This is a genomic window from Methanomassiliicoccales archaeon, from assembly GCA_035527755.1.
In the GTDB taxonomy this organism is placed as follows: domain Archaea; phylum Thermoplasmatota; class Thermoplasmata; order Methanomassiliicoccales; family UBA472; genus UBA472.
The window spans coordinates 1-17,275 of record DATKZX010000001.1 but is presented as its reverse complement, the minus strand read 5'-3'; the positions used below and the strand labels follow the sequence as shown (position 1 = coordinate 17,275).

Sequence of the window (17,275 nt, the reverse complement as noted above, 5' to 3'; positions counted from 1 at the left end):
TCGTCAACAGATGGACCTGAACGTTTCCAGCACTTCCTCCAAAGGACGGTCGGTGCGGAACCCGGTGGGCGAGAAGTTGGTCCGGGAGACCTTGCCTATGCCGCCCATGGCCGCCAGCAGTTCGTCCCTTCCCGGCGGCGACAGTTTCAGCATGGAGGCGATCTCGTTCGTCTCATAGTAGAACGGCACGTCCAGTTCCTCCTTCCAGATATCGAAGTGCTGCTTGGTGCGCTCGGCGCAGGCCAATCCTTCCGGGACCTCCGCCTCGTTCACGGCCTCATGGTCCATGAGCGGACCGAGCCACATCGGCCCCATCTTCCCTTCGCCGATCTTTCTCTCCCCGGTGTCCCGATCGTAGGACATCATTCCCAGCTGCTCCAGCGAACGGTCGGCGACCCCAGCGCCGTCCTTGATGCTGAGGAACAATCGGAAATAATGATCTGCATAATAGCAGAGCAACGGGGTAACGCCCTTGTCCAGTTGGGCGGCCATTCTGACCACCGTACCGATCATTATGCGCAATCCGCTCTCATGCAGGAAAGGATTGCGTTGACTGTTGGCCATGTATCGCCGGCGGCATTTTCCCGGGTGCGTTCCCGATAACGACGCCGTATCCGTGGCGGTCACCGCCAGTATTCCCTTCCGGGATAATCCCTGCAGCGCCGAGGGAACGAAAGGTATCGGCGTACCGAAGGGATCGAGGTCCACGTAATCGAACACCTGGTCCGCCAGAAGGCAGCGCAGGTCGGCGTTGGTGACCTCGGCGTTATCCAACCCGTTCCTCCTTATGTTCTCCTCTATGTACTCGCAGGCCAGGGAATCCCTGTCGTTGATGACGAAGTGAAAATCCCCCTTCGCCTCCTTGCATAAGCGTATACCCCGGGCACCGGTGGCCGCCATGGCGTCGAGGCACTTGCGCGGACGGATGACCGAATGGAACATGGCCACGGAGACGTCGCGGTTGAAGGCCATCTGCCGATTGAAGAACACTCGTCCCTGGACCTTCCCCGGTCCCTTCTCAGAAATGACAAGGGGCACCAACAGTTCGGTGCTCCCTTCGACAATGCTCGTTCCTTCCAGATTCACAACAGCTCGCCCTTCATCAGCTTCATGATCTTGTAGGGCAAAAGGTTTCGGTTGATCGGCGTAACTTCCAAAATACGCACGTCGTCCCGCCGTCTGATGTCCTGCAACAAGGGATTGCGGGACTTCTTGTGAAGGGTGAGCAGCATTGGTTTTTCAACCTCCAACGCGTCCTCGACCGCCTTGACGAACTTCTTGCTCTCCACCTCGATCTTGCCCACTTCATCGATGACGATGACATCCGCATCGGCGCAGGCGTTAGTGAGCGCTTGAACGCCGATATCCTCCAGGACCTGGATATCGATACCATACTTCCCCACGGTGAACTTGCTCTCTATGTCCGTAGCGGCCAGAACAGCCTTCTTCTTGGTTATCCAGTCGATGACGTAAAGACCGGTTCGCTTCTTATCGTCCAAAATCGGCTCAGTGATCATGCCGCCAACCTTAAATCCCTCCGCCTCCAGCATTTTTATGACCTGAATGAGAGTGTTGGTCTTACCCGCGCTGGGAAGCCCAGTAATGCCGATTTTAATATTATTCATTAATTTCACCGATTAAATTGCATCGACAGAGGTCGGCGCAATAGGTTCCCTGTATGTGAATCCTAGCTTAATTACCTTTGCTGATTCACGGGCGACTGGGTACAATCGGAAAATATTCAGATTAATATCAATAAAAATATAATTACATCACATTATTTCTTTGACGTACATCAGAGGGTAACGCAGGTCGGGCTTGAAGTCCATGCCCGCGATGACGGTCGTCCGATCGATGGAGATGGTCAGTTCCACGTTGAGCATATTGCCGGTCAGGGTCTGATAGTCGAACTCGTCCTTCTTCAGGCGAAGGGCCTCACGGGAGATGTTGACCTTCACGTCCTTGACGAACGGTTGCACGCGTACGCCATCCTCGATGGCCCTCTCCAGAATATCAACGTTGGCCGCTGCGACGGGGGTCCCAACGAACTGATGATAGATCGTACCCAATTTAATGCCGGCCTCGAACACCGCCCTCTCCCTCTCGGTGCAATTGAAATATCTCGAAGCGAGTTCTTCGCGCCTGCTCGTCATCTAGTTTTACTCGAACACGTCCGGGCAATTAATAACTTGTTCGACCAAAATCGTTATGTTGTACTAGCTACGTGATAAAACATCGGAGGATTTTCGATGGAACAAGTCAAGAGATACGAACTGCCAAAGCTCGCCTACGGATACAAGGACCTAACCCCTTTCCTGAGCGAGGAGCAGTTGACCGTTCACCATACCAAGCACCACGCCGCCTACGTCAACTCGGCCAACGCCATTCTGGATAAGATGGACAAGGCCCGGCAGGACAATGTCGACCTGGATTGGAAGGCTATCATGAAGGACCTGTCGTTCCAGATCGGGGGTCACATACTGCACAAGTACATGTGGGAGAATTTGGCCCCCGCGGGCAAGGGCGGTGTACCTGCAGGAAAGCTGCTGGAGGAACTGACCAAGGAGTTCGGTTCGATCGAGCGCTTCAAGAAGGAGTTCAGCGCGGTGGCCGGTAGCGCCGAGGGCTCTGGGTGGGCTGTGTTGGTGTATTGTCTGGGGACGCATAAACCGCTGCTGATGCAGGTGGAGAAGCACAACGTCAACGCCATTCCCGGTTTCCGAATCCTAATGGTGTTGGACGTCTGGGAGCACGCCTATTACATCGACTACAAGAATCTCAGAGCCAAGTACGTGGAAGCGTTCTGGAACCACGTGAACTGGGACACCGTAGGAAAGAGGTTGGAAGCGATCCTGAAGTGATCACTCACCTTTTCCGACCCTCCGGTCAAGGCGTTCCACCGTGAACGTCACCCACCGCGAGGGTTCCTTCTTCTGCCCGAAATCCCAGTCCTTCCAGGCGGTCCAAATCGACTCGGCCTTGAACCGTCGGTCGTCAATACGTTTGGAATCGATGACCGCCAGCATGTTCAGGAAACGAGGGTCTCTATGTGCCCAAGGGCAATGGCTCAGCGCCTCGGTCACGCTCAGGACATCGTACCACACGAACGGCAATTTCAGTTTTCGGAAATCAGTGCCCATGTAGAACATGTATGGGTGTCGCTCCCGGCTCGCCTGCCATAGTGTCAGCAGTTCGTCGGTGATGATCTTCGCCATACCTTCGTGTCCTTCCAGATCGATCTGGGTGATGGCCTTCAACGTGTAAAGGTTGGCTAACGGGCAAGGGTCGTCCTTCCTCCCCGGACCGCGGAACTTACCCAGTTCCGGTGATACGACACAGGGCATGCCGTTCTCCCTGTTCATGGTGGACAAGGTGCGAAGCCCCTCTTTACCATCGAAGGAGGGATAGCATTTGGATAGGGAATAGAGCAGCAATGGCGTGTCGCACAGAGACCAGGCCAGTTCCGTCCTTCCCGAACCTCCGAACCTTTCCGGCGTCTTGGTGGGCAGACGAGGCAGCCCGTTCACCAGCGTCCCCTCCAATGAAGCGAGCAGATCGGGACCCAAGGCCTTTTCGACATCGATCCCCAGGTCGGCCAGGAAGGCGAACTTATGCAGAGGATGGTCGGCGGTCTTGTGACCGGTGATCGCCGGCCAAGGCCAGGAGGACACCTCCTTGACGATCCTCTGGAGTCGTGGGTCCTGAAGGGCGGCGACGTCGTCCGGCTCATCGTCCAAAAGGTCCCGGTTGATCAGATGCTGTAAAACGGCGTCCCCTTCCAATAGCCAATCTAAGTTCCCCTGGGTGTTCATCACCATCATATCGAACACTGACCAGCTAGGAGAAATAATTTGGGCCCTGTGACCTTTGCTTTTTACGCTGGTCAAGTAAATATTTATACGGACCTATACATGAGTTGCCGAAATGAACGCCGCGGAGCGTATCCAGGAGCTCAAGGCACAGCGGAAGGCCATCATATTGGCCCATAACTACCAGCCGCCGGAAGTGCAGGACATCGCTGATTTCGTAGGCGACTCCCTCGGACTGTCCCAGAAGGCGGCCAGCACCGACGCGGAGGTCATCATCTTTTGCGGAGTGGACTTCATGGCCGAGAGCGCTAAGATACTCTCCCCTCAAAAGAAAGTGATCCTGCCCGAATCGGACGCCATGTGCCCCATGTCCGCCATGTGCACCGATCTGGAACTGGGACCGATGAAGGAGAAGTATCCTGAAGCCGCTGTCGTAGCCTATGTCAACACCTCCGCTGCGGTGAAGGCGTTGGCGGACGTATGCTGCACATCGTCCAACGCCGTCAAGGTCGTTGGCAGCGTTCCGCAGAAGCGTATCATATTCGTCCCGGACCGTAATCTTGGGGCCTATGTGCAGAGATTCCACCCCGACAAGGAGATATTGCTATGGCCAGGCTATTGCCCGACCCACCACGACATCTCCGTGCAGGAGATCAAGGAGCTTCAGTGCCAACACCCCAGGGCCAAGCTCATGGTGCATCCGGAATGCATCCCGGATGTGATCGACCTTGCCGATAACGTCTCATCCACCGAGGGCATGATCAAGTACGCCCGGACGAACGAGGCCAGGGAGTTCATCGTTGGAACCGAGGTCGATATGACCTACCGCCTTAGCAAGGAGGTGCCGGACAAGAAGTTCATCCCGGTGCCGAGCGCCATCTGCCCGAACATGAAACGTACTACGGTCTCATCTTTGATCAGGGCATTGGAGACCATGTCTCCGGAGATCACTCTGGCACCAGGGATAATCGAGGCAGCCAGGAAACCGCTGGAGCGCATGATGGAGATCGGCCGCGGGGACTAAGTGGCCTTACTTTTCAAGGAAGGGCGATGCCCCAGTTTCTAAACGGCCAAAGGATTCGGCCATCTCGATGCCATACAGCCACGTAACTATTACGTGTGGGGATCGAACTAGGACGATAGGATCAGGTTGCTTAGCATCGATAAAAAATAATAAAAGGGGTTTGAGGGGAGGATCACCGGAACGGCGGGGGCACCTGCATCCGGCCGCGCTTCTTCCTTTCCGAGTAGAGAAGTATGGCCACGACCAATACCAGTGCCAGGCATATCGCCACCGCTATGGCGATTATGATCGCCAGGACGAACGGGACCGATGGTACCATGTCCATCTCCATGCCGGAGATGGCCACCGTGGGGTCGTGCATGATGCTCTCTCCCACAGGGTAGATGTAACCGCCAAGGATCACGATGGAGCGCACCTGTCCGTCCTTGACATCCTTGGGCAGCATGTCTCGGGAGCCTGCGTGCACCTGATAGACGACCAGTTCATCCTGACCGTCCACCGTCACGTTGCTGACCCAGGTGAGCATGCCGGTCCGCTGCCAGTTGTCACGGAACGCTATACGGTCCCTGGTCAGCAGTGTGGCCTTCTCCGGAAGTTCTCCGGTGTCGCGGATGGTCTCCTCGCCGTCCTCGGTCTCGAGCTCGGCTACACCCGAGCCATCCTGGACCTCATTTTTCACGAACTGGGCGGAGTACCATTTCTCGACGATGTCCGGTATGAACACCGCGTGGATGATGCCGTTCTCCAGCATAAGGCGCGGATCGGACGCGTTCTCATACGGGTCCCAGCCTTCGACGATATGGTCGTACTTGAACTCGGTGTCGGTGGTCACTCCTGTGAAATTACGCGGGGCGATCTGCTCCGAATCGCGTATGATGCCATCACCGTCGTTGGTTCCAACGGTCACCTTGTAGAAGGGTATCTGCACCTCCGATCCCGTTGCCGTCGCGGTCACGTGGAAAGCGAACTCGATACGGTCGACGATCCCGTCGTCCACGGTGCCGTTGCGGTACTGTTGCAGCTCGCCGTCCCACAATTGGGTGTAGAGAACGTTCTCCGCGTACACGGAGAAGTCATAGTGTTTGCTCTGGTTCTGGGCATCGATGCTGGTCACTATCTCCGATAGGTTCCAGGCCCTTTCCAGGCTCACGTACTTGTAGACAGGTTCGAAGCTGCCGTTCGGATCATCGAACAGGCGCCGGTCGCTGTTGAAGTCGAACAGTCCGTTGTCGGCACCGTAGTTCAGACCGAAGGCGGTCTGATAACCGACGTCATCGAACTCCAGTAGAGCGAACAGGCTCTGGCCGAAAACGGTGACCACCGGGATCGGCACCTGGTCAAGGATGACCGTACCGTCCTGGGTGACCACTTGCGCCCCGCCAAGGTAGCGCAGGTTGGCCCCGATGATGCTTATGGGCGCTGGGTCCGCCTCGGTTCCGTAGACCACGGCGAACCAGGCCATGGATAGGCCTTGCGACATGTTGATCGCTACATAGCTTCCACCGCCATACTCGGCGGTGGTGCCCATCTCCAACCTGATGCGGTCCATGGGGTTGGCGTCCGCGGCACTGGTGTTCAAGCTGATGGCGCTGAGCATCAGCACGGCCACCAGGGCCACGGCGATTGTGCTTGTGAATTTGAGCATTTTTAGCCTCCTAGGTCTCCGAGCGTCTAAGGATATCAAATAACACCAAGCAGAACTGTTACTGACGATTGTTTCCTACTATTTTATATACTCAAAATCCCGAACGAGGAAGGAATGAGCGCACCTGATCCACGAGCGGTTGACAACCCCATTTCCGCCATCTTCGACCTGGCGGAGGACGTGAACCGGGAGGCGCCCCGATTAAGGAAGCTGGTATGGTATGCCGGCGTCTTCGTAGGGATATGGCTCCTTCTTGATTTCGTGCTCATACTGCAGAACATCATTCAAAACTTTGTGCTGGGGACCATTCTCATCGCCCTCTTCGCCCTGGGCACATGGACCATGTTCACCCTGCGGCGGCTCAACGATTTTCTGAACTATTACACTCTCAGGCACTCGGTCATCCTGAGCATTCGGCAGGACGATCCGGTGGTTTTCGCCCCTCAGGGAAGCAACGCCGTGGAACGGCTGCGGTCCCACCTGGCAAGCAGGAACCCCTCCATGACCGTGGCTCTAAAGACCGACGGCCGATCGCAGGCGGTGCTGAAGGGCAAGGGTGGTATGCTCTACAGCTTCGATTATTACCTGAGGTCGCGCTCCGGACCGCTGTGGCGATCCTTCGGCCTGGGGTACCCAGGTTATCAGCTGTTCATCAAGCAGATCGACCAGACACCGACCGCGGAGACCTTCTGGTCCATGGTGCGGGCGGTGGAAGAGGTGTGCCGGCAGAACAAGCTCCCCCCGTCCCGGGCGATCGTACTGTGGAAGAGGACCGAGGACCAGGACCTGCAGGACGAGGCCTACGACATACTGCAGCGCTCCTCGATGAGCTTCCAGCACCGTACCCGCCGTTACAACTCCTCATTGGAACTGATAATCGAGAACCAGGACGGCAGCTATGAGTTCATACCGTACATCGCCGACACCTACCTTTCGGCATCCCGGGCCCAGTGAGGCAGACCGCGGTAACGGTAATGGTCCTTGATCTGCTCGTCATAGATGCTCAGGAAGAACTCGTTGTATCTGCGGATATAAATGACCCCTTCGCGGGTGATGCGCACCTGGTAACGCCCCTCTTCCTTCAACACCGTCACCAGTCCGTCCTCCGCCAGCTTCTCGATGACCTTGTTGGTCATGAAGTGGTTGGATCGGATCTCGTGCTTCACCTCCTCCTTGGAGATGCCGTACGAATCGCTCGCCAGGATCTTATCCAACTTCGATTCAAGGTCCTGCTGGTAAAGGTCTATACCGAGTTCGGCCACCAGCCGGTTTAGTGTGAAGCAGCAGTAGATCTTGTGATCCTTGTAGGCCCTGGACATCTTCAAGTGGCAAATGGTCTGGAGAGATTTTAAAAGGTGTTGGTTCACAGAAGTATGTTCACACCGTTAACGATGAAAACGATGGCGAACACTATCATCAAGACCCCGGACCCGGCTATCATATACTGGTGCCACCGGTTGTCCCACTTCTCCTTGGTGTCGAACACCGTGATGGCGATCAATCCCTCCCAGATCAGATCACAGCTGATGTGAACTACGACGAACATGGGGAGCATCCACAGCCCGAAGGTGATGGCCGTCGTGATCAAAGCCGCGCCGACCGTGGCCCACCACAGCAGCCAACCCGGGTTCGACACCGTCGTCATGACGCCGGCCATGAAAGGGTCCTTGTATCTGGTATCGCAGCTGGTCACGATCTCCTTGCGCTTACGTACCATGTCCCAGCCCATGTAGATCAATAGCCCTCCGCCCAACAATCCGATGAGGGCGAAGATGAAATCGTTCCTGAGGAAGATGCTCAGTCCGAAGAATATGCCGATGATCAGCGGTACCTCGACGAGGGTGTGTCCCAGCGCTATCTTCCAACCCGCCCGCCGGTCGTTGTACCCGCAGGCGATGGTCACCGCGAACACCGGCCCGGGCATGAGCACGCCCGAGAGCGAGATGATGGCCACGGAACCAAGGAACAGTAATGCCGTCTCGATGCTCATCTCATCACCTCACAGGTACCAATCAACGGTCAGGTTGATGTAGTCGTCTGGGGCCATATCGCGCAATGCAGCATTTTCCACGTCGATGATGGAGACGCTGTGGATACGGGAGTTCATGATCTCATCGATGCTCACTGGTGGGCTCTTGTAATACATGTCGCAGTAGTGCTTCACCAGCTCCGCGTCCTTGGCGGAACGGTCCCGCGGTGGGCGGGTGAAGAACGGCATAACCGGCATCACGTAGTGTGGCGGTGCTGCCAACGAGAATTTATGACAGTGATTGCTGTATCGGGCTATCTTGGAAGCTATCCTGGCCCGGATATAGTCCATGGGATCGAGCGCGTGTGCCGGCGGAACATATCCGGTCTCCACCTCCACGATGAGCACCCCATCCCCCTTGCGGGCGTGGACATCGCAGCTTAGCCCGGAATCGATCATGTGCTCCAGGTCGACCTCATATCCGTCCAGTATGAGATATTTGGCCACGATCATTTCCAGAACGGAGTGATTGATCTTGAGCAGGTTCTTCTCCCGTAGATCGATCAAACGTTGCTCCAGAACGCGCAGAGCTTCCTCTCCTGCGCCATCGGTGCCCTTGATGAGCTTGTTCATCAATACTACCAGGTCCTTGGAGAACTTATCCAACTGGGGAACCTCTGCTGGGTAAACGGAAACCTAATGCTTACTTTTTGTGCTCTTTGCACACGACCAGGGTCAATGTGGAACGTACCCCGGGCAGATCCCGGATCGAAGCGATGGTAATTTTCAGTTCCTCCTCGTTCGACGCCTGCACCCTGGCCACGACGTCGTAGACCCCATACACCATGTAGCATTCCCGTACCGCCGGGATATTGGACATGGATTCCATGACCTTTCCTTCGGCACCAATGTCGTTGGTTATTGCTACGATGGCGCTGTTCATAGGGGACAATTGATCTTACTACAAATCAAACTTACCGCCGTCTACTGAAGAATGTGGACGGCAGGACCATTTCACTCACTCCTCCACGCCGGACGGATGGAACACGTCGGTGACGGTCCCGGTCTCGCAGGACACACAGAAGCCATATCCTTCGGAGGTTATCTCATGCGCTACGCACAGGGAGTATGGCACTCCCACGAAACTGCTCTTCATCGATTCAAGAGGCTGTTGGTTCATTATCTTCCCTCGCTTTATCTTGCGGTATCGATGATCATGACCGAATAGGACATAACAATGCTGTTCGGCAATCTGCAACATGGTGGCAGGCATGTCTAAAATACGACATATGAACAAATTCAACACGGTCTGCTAGGAAACGTTTATTGCCTGACAGACGGTAACCGATTCAGTCATTGGACTGCTTATAGGATCGATGAAGAGAAGAGGGTCAGCTGATCCCCCGGGAGATGATGAACCCTATGAGTGCAGAGATCCTGGTCCAGGACCTCATTCCATCCTTCTGACGGATATCTGAAGGCCGGGCACGTGATCGGCATCGCCGTAACATTTGCCGGCGGTGATGCGCACCACCTGCGAATCGTCCGGTATCAATATGTTGGTGATGGCGTCCAACGCCGCCCTGACCAATTTATCCAGGTCCGGCCGCTTGGTGTTCATCTTCCACTTCTTCGGCTGGCTCTTTGGCCGGGTGAACACGAAGTCCAGAGTGATCTCGTAACCTTGGCGACGATCGCTGGAGAAGAAGTTGGCCGGCCTAAGCTCGTTCGCCCTTTGGGCCTCGGTGGCGATGCGGTGCCTCCACTGGTCAGTGTTGGCGTTGGTATGGGTGGTCACCACCCGTTCCAGCTTCTTGATGTAGAAGGCCTTGGTGCTGCCCTGCGGCACAGGTTCCCCGGCCACGAAGAACTCGATCAGATCCTGGTCGAAGCGGTCCTCTCGATAGCCTACGTATTCCATTGGTCCGGACTCGTAGTCTTCAGCTTCCGCTCCTTCAAAACTCAAGCGCATCCCAAAATAGATATGAATCCCCTGGGTAATATAATTTTAGTAGCTGAAAGCTACCTTTTCGTCCCTTATATGGGATGAAAAAGTTTCATGGGACCAATCGATTGCGGTCCCTCGGGAACAGGATGGTCTCCCTGATGTTCGGCAATCCCAACATCTTTTGCACCAGGCGCTCCACTCCCAGTCCCCAACCGCCGTGCGCCGGCATTCCGTAGGCGAAGGAGTTGAGGTAGAACTCGAAGGAGGACGGCTCCAATCCCTTCTTTTCCATCCTCTGCACCAGACGGTCGTGGCGGTGTTCCCGCTGCCCACCGGACGATATCTCCTGACCTTTGTAGTCCAGATCGAACGAGTATGAGTACGGCGTGCCATCCTTCTCCATGATGTAGAATGGTTTGGCCTCTTCCGGGTACTCCGCGATCCAGTACATCTCGTTCCCGTCCTGGGCCATCAGATCGCCCAGCAGCTTCTCCCCTTCGGTGCCCAGGTCCTCTCCCAGCTCGATCTTGAACCCAGCCCCCTGGACCATTCCTATGGCCTTCTCATAGGACAGGGTAGGATACGGCGCCTTGGGCAGAACGACCTCGCTGCCTATGATCTCCAGGGCTCTCGCTCCCCGTTCCTTGACCCCGGAGATGACGAACTGCGTGCAACCCTCGATCATGGCCATGACGTCCTCCTGCGAGTCGATATGGGCCATCTCCCCATCGAAGCTGATGAACTCCGATACGTGACGCGCCGTGTCCGAAGGCTCAGCACGGAAGGCCGGGCCGATCTCATACACTCGGTCCAGGCCGGTGGACATGAGCATCTGCTTGTACAGTTGCGGCGATTGCGCCAGGTATGCCACCTTTCCGAAGTAGTCGACCTTGAACAGGGTGGAACCGCCTTCGGCGCCGGAGGCCACCAGCTTAGGGGTGAAGATCTCCACGAAGTCATTGTCCGCCAAGTACTCGTCGATGAGGCGCATGGTCAGGGACTTGATCTCGAAGACGGAGCGCACCTCCGGTTTCCTCAGATCCATGTAGCGATGGTTGAAGCGAGTGTCCATTTCGACATCTACCTTGTCGACCACGCCCATGGGCAGCGGGGTGGCCGACGGGCTTTGAACGATCAAAGCGGAGGGAATGATCTCGTAACCGCTCTTCACCTGGGCGCTGGCCTTGACGGTGCCGGTCACCCGGACCACGGATTCCCGGGAAAGGGACGTGATGGCATGCATGACCTCGGGGGTGATCTTCTTCTTAGGGGCGGTGATCTGCACCACGCCGTAGCGGTCGCGCAGGATAAGGAACGATATCCCGCCAAGGTTGCGCACCTCCTGGGCCCAGCCCTCTACCGTGACCTCCTTCTCGTAATCGTTTGTTGTGATCGATCTGGAATCGTGCAACATGTGAACACCTTAAAACTGAATGAACTCGATATTACCGCTTTTTTTATATAAGAATTGGTGGCCACCGCGACAACGCCGAACAAGAGGATCCGACCGAAACCTTAATCACTTGTAGGATGAGATTCCACTCTTATGCCTGTTAATGTATCGATCGATCAGAGCGAATGCACTGGCTGCGGAATATGCTATAACGACGAATGCCCTGATGTTTTCATGGAAGGGGATGACGGCAACTCCAACCTCAAGCCTATGTACCAAAAGGACGACAAGGCCAAAGGGGAGATCCCGGACAACCTCAAGGGATGCGCCAAGAACGCTGAGGACGCCTGTCCGGTATCGGCCATCAAGGTAGAGTGAGCCAGGCTCACCCCTTTTTATTTTCTTTTTTATCCGTCGTAAGCGTCGTCATTCAGCGAAGTCAGGGTATCAATCATTATATATGGATGCAGTAATTCTCAGAATCCAAGGTATGGGAATATTATGTCACAGAAGGTTACTGTATCTGTCATTAAGGCTGACGTAGGTTCGGTCGCCGGTCACTCCAAACCGCACCCAAAAATGATGAAGAAGTGTGAGGAGACCCTTAAGGAAGGGGTCAGGTCCGGTACCATCAATGATTTCTATGTTACCCGTGTCGGGGACGATATCAACTTGTTCATGACCCACTACAAGGGCGAGAACAACAAGGACGTTCACGCTCTGGCCTGGACGGCCTTCATGGCGGCCTCAAAGCTGGCCAAGGAAATGAAGATGTACGCCGCCGGACAGGACCTCCTGTCGGACGCCTTCAGCGGCAACATTCGCGGCATGGGCCCCGGAGCCGCCGAGGTGGAGTTCGTGGAGAGGGCCGCCGAGCCCATGGTGTTCTTCATGGCCGACAAGACCGAACCGTCCGCATACTCCATGCCCATATCCCGTGTCTTCATGGACCCGTTCACCACCACTGGTCTGGTCATAGACCCCCGTGCTCACGAAGGGTTCCGCTTCGAGATCGTGGATGTCATGGACTCCAAGAGCATCACCATGTCCGCACCCGAGGAGTCTTACGACATCCTCAGTCTTCTGGGGGACACCAGCCGTTACGCCATCAAGCGCGTGATGAGCAAGGACAAGAACCTGGGCACCAGCTGTGTGATAAGCACTGAGAAGCTGAACATCTGCGCCGGTAAGTACGTGGGCAAGGATGACCCCGTGGCGGTCGTGCGCTGCCAGAGCGGTTTCCCCGCCGTGGGCGAGGTCCTGCAGCCATTCATGTTCCCCGGATTGGTAGCCGGCTGGATGCGCGGTTCCCACTACGGTGCCTGGTACCCCTGTTCGGTGGCGGATTCCGATCCCACCTATTTCGACGGACCACCGCGAATATGCGCACTGGGATTCCAGATAAGCAACGGCCGTCTGCAAGGATGCGAGGACCCGGAGGCGCCGCTGGGCGTCAAGGAACCGGTAGACTATTTCTCCGGCAGCGTATGGGACGAGGCTCGGAGGAAGGCGGTTCGCGCCAGCATCTACATGCGCCAACATGGTCCGTTCATGCCCGGTATACTCGGTCCAGAAGAGATGGAGTACACCACCAGGCCGGCCGTGCTCGCCCGGTTGAAGGACAGGATGGAGAAGATTGAATAAGTTCAATTCGCCCATCATCGTCGTGAATTTCAAGGTCTACTCCGAAGTGGAGGGACCGGGGGCGATGCGTCTTGCCAAGGAATGCGAGGCCGCGGCCCGCGAGAGCGGCATAGGCTTCGTGGTCTGCCCCCCCATGGTCGAACTTTCCACGGTGGCCTGCGCGGTCACCGTCCCGGTATTTTCCCAACATGTTGACGCCAAGGGACCGGGGTCCATCACCGGCTACATATCCCCACAGAGCGTCAGGGCCGCCGGGGCCAAGGGTACGCTCATCAATCATTCCGAGCACCGCATGGTCATGGACGACATCGCCGCCGCGGTCAAGACCTGCAGGGACCTGGGCCTGATAAGCATCGTCTGCACAGATTCGACAGAGACCTCCATCGCCGTGGCGGCCTATTCTCCAGATTACATCGCCATCGAACCCCCGGAATTGATCGGAGGGGACATATCGGTCACCACTGCCGACCCCCAGATAGTCAGTAGGACGGTGGACATGGTCAGGAAGGTCGACCCGACGATCAAAGTGCTTTGCGGTGCAGGGGTGAAGAACGGAGCGGACGTCAAGGCGGCTCTAGATCTGGGGGCGTCCGGAGTGCTTCTCGCTTCAGGCGTGGTCAAGGCCAAGGACGTAAAGGCGGTACTGCGCGACCTGGTAAGTGGCCTCTGAAGCCTGATTGCATAACCTTCGATTATTTGGCACCATCAATATCTTTTTCAGGTGCGAAAGCTCCTGACCGTTCTATCTGTTCTTTCCATTATACTGATATCCATGTTCGCCCCCACGGCCGAGGCCGCGGATGCTCCGGACGTTCATTGCGCGTCGGGCGTTTTCATCAAACGGTTCTGTCCGACCTATCCCGGGGAGTTCATCACCATCAGCAATGACGGCCCACAGATCGATCTGGAAGGATGGATGTTGAGCGACGGGGAGGGAAGCGTCACCTTCAACGGGTCCTTATCGCTGCCGACCGCGACCGATATCACGTGGGGCGATTGTCCGGAGAGATATCTCTCCCTATACCCCGGCGAGGTGGTGTATCACAAGGGTTCGAACGGTACCATCACCAAGGGGAGTCTCAAGCTGGCCGATACAGGTGACCAGGTGTTCCTTTTCGACCCGAATGGGAATCTGATCGACGTCGTCTATTACGGGACGTCCGAACCTTCTCCCCCATGGAACGGTCCGGCAGTTCCCTGCAGGAAGGGTGAGATGCTGCGAAGAACGGCCGAACCTTCGGAATACGGCTCCTGGTCATTGGAGGTCCCCGGTTCGTTCTCCCTGCTATCACCCTGGTCTATCGCTTCAGCCTCTCCGGTCCTGTACCCGGACGACGGTCTGGAGGTCATGGTCCAGCAGGTGGACCTGGCTCTGGCAGAGATATGCGTGTCCACCTACATACTTGAGAACTGGACCTTGGCCCGCCACCTGGCCATGGCCGCCGTCAGGGGCGTGGACGTCACTCTTCTGCTGGAGGGACAGCCGGTCGGAGGTGTCAGCGAGAACGGGGCGGCATTGGCATACTATCTTCAGGAGAACGGGGTGGACGTGTGGGTCATGCGGTCCAGTGAATCGTTCCGTAGGTACGACTACCTGCATGCCAAGTACATGGTGTTCGACGGGGAGCGTCTTTTGGTAAGTTCCGAGAACATGGCCGACTCCAGCTTCACCTCCAACCGCGGATGGGCCATACTGGTCCGGTCGTCATCCATCGCTCGGGACGCGCTCACGGTCTTCCAGAAGGACCTGGGGGGAAAGGGTCTGGACGTATTCCCTCTCGACATCAGTCTTCCGTTTCACGAAGGAGGTCCGGGGAGAATGCTCAACTACGATCGCCAGAAGGCTTGCATAGAGGTCACCTCCTCCGTCCTCCTATCAACATCGCCTTTTACGATAGAGGATACGCTGGTGAACGCCCTGGGTGGGTCACAGGAACGTATCCTGGTGCAACAGATGAACTTCGAGGAGGACTGGTTGAATGGCGGCCAGATCATGGACGCTTTGTCCCGGGCGGCGGACCGCGGTGTTACCGTGCGCATACTCCTGGATTCCGGATTTGGTACCAAGGAACCGAACCAGAGGGTCGCGGAAGCTTTGAACGCCAAAGCTTCGGAAAGAGGCTGGGACCTGGAGTGCCGACTGCCCGGTCTGGCTTCTCCGTTCGAACGATTGCACAACAAGGGCGTCATCATCGATGATCAGGTTCTGGTGGGCAGCGCCAACTGGGTGGACAATTCCATGCGATGCAATCGGGAGATGGCCCTTTTGGTACGTTCAACGGAGTTGGCGGATCATTTCACCGGTCTGTTCGAGAACGACTGGAAAGGGGATGCCGTTCCCCCGGTGATATCCCTGCCCTGGCATTTTCTGGAGGTGTCCCAGCAACAGCTCGTGCTCCTGGACGCCACCGCCTGTCATGACACCTCCAACATAGCGGAGTTCGCCTGGGACCTGGATGGCGACGGAGCATCGGACCTTTTCGGACCTATCCATGCCGTCGCATTGATACCCGGGGAGCATAACGTCACCTTGCGGGTCACGGACACGGTGGGGAACATGGCATACGAGAACGTGACCGTCAGGGTATCTGAAGGTCAGGCATCGATCCCCGGGCTTCTTCTGTACGCCCCCTTGCCGGTCATCGCCCTGCTCCTGCTCATCCGGCGCAACAAGAGAAGGATTTAGTAATGGGCAGTGATATTGGCCGCCGTTGCAGCTCCGATACTTCCTCGGCAGGGACCTGACCGACATCTGTCAGGTCGCTTCGACCTCTCTGCGTGAGATGTACGACCCCAGTCTCTTCCTACAGCTGGTGCCCTTCTGGCCTGAAGGCCTCATAGTCATCGAGGACATGGGACGGGTGATCGGTTTCGTGTTCGGGGTCATGAGCGGGCACCAGCAGGCTCGCATACTCATGTTGGCCGTCAACCAGCGTTACCGGGGGGCGGGGTTGGGCACCATGCTCTGCCAGGAGTTCTTCCGCGAGTGCGGTAAGCGGGGCATAAGGCAGATCTCGTTGGAGGTCCGGGTCAGCAATCTTTCGGCCATGCGTTTCTATCAACGTCTCGGCTTCTTCAACGTACGGATGGCATCGTGCTATTACTCGGACGGCGAGGACGGCATATTCCTGATGCGGTACCTCTAATGGAACATGGAGTCCTTGGTCTCGTTCCAGAAATAGTAAGGTGATTTCTCCTTCTGAGCCGAGGAAATGTCCGTACCGAGGCCTTTGGTGTAGGAACCGTAACGGTCCTTTATCTGCTCCTCGGCGGTCTTGCTGCGCACCACCGCCTTGGCGATGTGCTCTGCGCTCATCAGTTCCGCGTCCTCGACCACTGCCAGATCACCGGCGGCACGGATCAGGCCGCCCAGCTCCCTCAACCTCAGTGTCAGAGAGGAGCCGATGTTGTCCACCTTATTGGCGCGCACCTTGGCCTCCTTGATTATAGCCTTGATGGCCGAGGCGTCGGCGTGAGGTATGCGCCCGTCGGAGATGATCTCCTGAGCGATGAACTGCACAAGTGAATTTCGGTTATCGGGGGTGTCGGGCATGGCGGTGTTGACCAGAACTTCGTATCCATTGCCGCAGACCCGAGAACGCAATGGCGACAATACCTGCTCCAGGTCCTGGATGTTGCAGGCACCGACAAAAATGAAGTTGCAGGGGACGTTTTCGACCTTGACGCTCGCTCCAGCGCTCTGAGGGTTGCGGCCGGAAATGGGGAAACGACGCTCCTGCATGGCGGTAAGTATGAACCTCTGCAGATGGCCGAGGTGCGGTAGTTCATCCAGGAAGAGCACTCCCTCATGGGCCTCATGTATGGCCCCTGGCACGACACGGT

Annotated in this window: 21 protein-coding genes; 8 read left to right on the top strand and 13 right to left on the bottom strand. The window is 56.6% G+C overall.

All coding sequences use genetic code 11. The features are described from left to right. Nucleotides 1-3: 3 nt before the first annotated feature. From VMW85_00105 to VMW85_00095, 3 genes are all read right to left on the bottom strand, one after another. Nucleotides 4-1,086 carry a tRNA (guanine(26)-N(2))-dimethyltransferase gene (locus VMW85_00105; GenBank protein HUT26438.1) on the bottom strand — a complete coding sequence of 361 codons (1,083 nt, stop codon included), beginning with the start codon at nt 1,084-1,086 and terminating at the stop codon, nt 4-6. Next, nucleotides 1,083-1,625 (bottom strand): NTPase, encoded by a 543-nt coding sequence (locus VMW85_00100; GenBank protein ID HUT26437.1) that lies wholly within the window; start codon nt 1,623-1,625, stop codon nt 1,083-1,085. Before VMW85_00100 ends, VMW85_00105 begins: the two co-directional genes overlap by 4 nt. Before the next feature lie 147 nt (nt 1,626-1,772). Then, nucleotides 1,773-2,153 (bottom strand): dihydroneopterin aldolase family protein, encoded by a 381-nt coding sequence (locus tag VMW85_00095; protein ID HUT26436.1) that lies wholly within the window; start codon nt 2,151-2,153, stop codon nt 1,773-1,775. 96 nt (nt 2,154-2,249) lie between these two features. Between VMW85_00095 and VMW85_00090 the strand changes: the two genes are divergently transcribed. After that, entirely contained in the window at nt 2,250-2,861 is a 612-nt protein-coding gene (locus VMW85_00090; protein ID HUT26435.1) for a superoxide dismutase, read from the top strand. On the opposite strand, the gene VMW85_00085 is transcribed toward VMW85_00090, so the two are convergent. Next, nucleotides 2,862-3,821, bottom strand: a complete 960-nt coding sequence (locus VMW85_00085) for a hypothetical protein (GenBank protein ID HUT26434.1) — start codon at nt 3,819-3,821, stop codon at nt 2,862-2,864. It abuts the gene before it with no gap. Nucleotides 3,822-3,924: 103 nt separating this feature from the next. On the opposite strand from VMW85_00085, the gene nadA reads away from it, so the two are divergent. Further along, the gene (gene nadA, locus VMW85_00080) at nt 3,925-4,833 is read left to right on the top strand and encodes a quinolinate synthase NadA (GenBank protein ID HUT26433.1); all 909 of its coding nucleotides are present in this window, start codon (nt 3,925-3,927) and stop codon (nt 4,831-4,833) included. A 172-nt stretch (nt 4,834-5,005) separates the two neighbouring features. On the opposite strand, the gene VMW85_00075 is transcribed toward nadA, so the two are convergent. Next, entirely contained in the window at nt 5,006-6,478 is a 1,473-nt protein-coding gene (locus VMW85_00075) for a hypothetical protein (GenBank protein HUT26432.1), read from the bottom strand. A 114-nt stretch (nt 6,479-6,592) separates the two neighbouring features. Here VMW85_00075 and VMW85_00070 point away from each other — a divergent pair, with 114 nt between their 5' ends. Further along, entirely contained in the window at nt 6,593-7,432 is an 840-nt protein-coding gene (locus VMW85_00070; GenBank protein ID HUT26431.1) for a hypothetical protein, read from the top strand. Here the strand turns inward: VMW85_00070 and VMW85_00065 are convergent. From VMW85_00065 to aspS, 7 genes are all read right to left on the bottom strand, one after another. Continuing rightward, nucleotides 7,405-7,797 carry a hypothetical protein gene (locus VMW85_00065; GenBank protein ID HUT26430.1) on the bottom strand — a complete coding sequence of 131 codons (393 nt, stop codon included), beginning with the start codon at nt 7,795-7,797 and terminating at the stop codon, nt 7,405-7,407. The genes VMW85_00070 and VMW85_00065 overlap by 28 nt on opposite strands. Before the next feature lie 44 nt (nt 7,798-7,841). After that, nucleotides 7,842-8,468, bottom strand: coding sequence for a LysE family transporter (locus VMW85_00060; GenBank protein ID HUT26429.1), 627 nt, complete (start codon nt 8,466-8,468; stop codon nt 7,842-7,844). A 9-nt stretch (nt 8,469-8,477) separates the two neighbouring features. After that, complete coding sequence (locus VMW85_00055) at nt 8,478-9,113, bottom strand: hypothetical protein (protein ID HUT26428.1); 636 nt, start codon at nt 9,111-9,113, stop codon at nt 8,478-8,480. Nucleotides 9,114-9,150: 37 nt separating this feature from the next. Continuing rightward, a complete protein-coding gene (locus VMW85_00050) occupies nt 9,151-9,390 on the bottom strand; it encodes an Lrp/AsnC ligand binding domain-containing protein (GenBank protein ID HUT26427.1) in 240 nt (79 codons plus the stop codon). A 75-nt stretch (nt 9,391-9,465) separates the two neighbouring features. Continuing rightward, nucleotides 9,466-9,627, bottom strand: a complete 162-nt coding sequence (locus VMW85_00045; protein HUT26426.1) for a hypothetical protein — start codon at nt 9,625-9,627, stop codon at nt 9,466-9,468. 270 nt (nt 9,628-9,897) lie between these two features. Beyond that, a complete protein-coding gene (locus tag VMW85_00040; protein HUT26425.1) occupies nt 9,898-10,419 on the bottom strand; it encodes a RusA family crossover junction endodeoxyribonuclease in 522 nt (173 codons plus the stop codon). An 85-nt stretch (nt 10,420-10,504) separates the two neighbouring features. Next, a complete protein-coding gene (aspS, locus tag VMW85_00035; GenBank protein HUT26424.1) occupies nt 10,505-11,809 on the bottom strand; it encodes an aspartate--tRNA(Asn) ligase in 1,305 nt (434 codons plus the stop codon). Nucleotides 11,810-11,941: 132 nt separating this feature from the next. On the opposite strand from aspS, the gene VMW85_00030 reads away from it, so the two are divergent. The 5 genes from VMW85_00030 (at nt 11,942) to VMW85_00010 (ending at nt 16,578) form a co-directional block, all read left to right on the top strand. Next, nucleotides 11,942-12,166: a ferredoxin gene (locus tag VMW85_00030; protein HUT26423.1), complete on the top strand. Its 225-nt coding sequence runs from the start codon at nt 11,942-11,944 to the stop codon at nt 12,164-12,166. Nucleotides 12,167-12,289: 123 nt separating this feature from the next. Next, nucleotides 12,290-13,432 (top strand): fructose-1,6-bisphosphatase, encoded by a 1,143-nt coding sequence (locus VMW85_00025; protein ID HUT26422.1) that lies wholly within the window; start codon nt 12,290-12,292, stop codon nt 13,430-13,432. Then, nucleotides 13,425-14,102 carry a triose-phosphate isomerase gene (gene tpiA / locus VMW85_00020; protein ID HUT26421.1) on the top strand — a complete coding sequence of 226 codons (678 nt, stop codon included), beginning with the start codon at nt 13,425-13,427 and terminating at the stop codon, nt 14,100-14,102. Before VMW85_00025 ends, tpiA begins: the two co-directional genes overlap by 8 nt. A 51-nt stretch (nt 14,103-14,153) precedes the next feature. Beyond that, the gene (locus tag VMW85_00015; GenBank protein ID HUT26420.1) at nt 14,154-16,118 is read left to right on the top strand and encodes a phospholipase D-like domain-containing protein; all 1,965 of its coding nucleotides are present in this window, start codon (nt 14,154-14,156) and stop codon (nt 16,116-16,118) included. Nucleotides 16,119-16,143: 25 nt separating this feature from the next. Next, the gene (locus tag VMW85_00010; GenBank protein ID HUT26419.1) at nt 16,144-16,578 is read left to right on the top strand and encodes an N-acetyltransferase; all 435 of its coding nucleotides are present in this window, start codon (nt 16,144-16,146) and stop codon (nt 16,576-16,578) included. Here the strand turns inward: VMW85_00010 and VMW85_00005 are convergent. Then, nucleotides 16,575-17,275 (bottom strand): ATP-binding protein (locus VMW85_00005; GenBank protein HUT26418.1); only part of this gene is annotated, 701 nt, incomplete at its 5' end. The genes VMW85_00010 and VMW85_00005 overlap by 4 nt on opposite strands.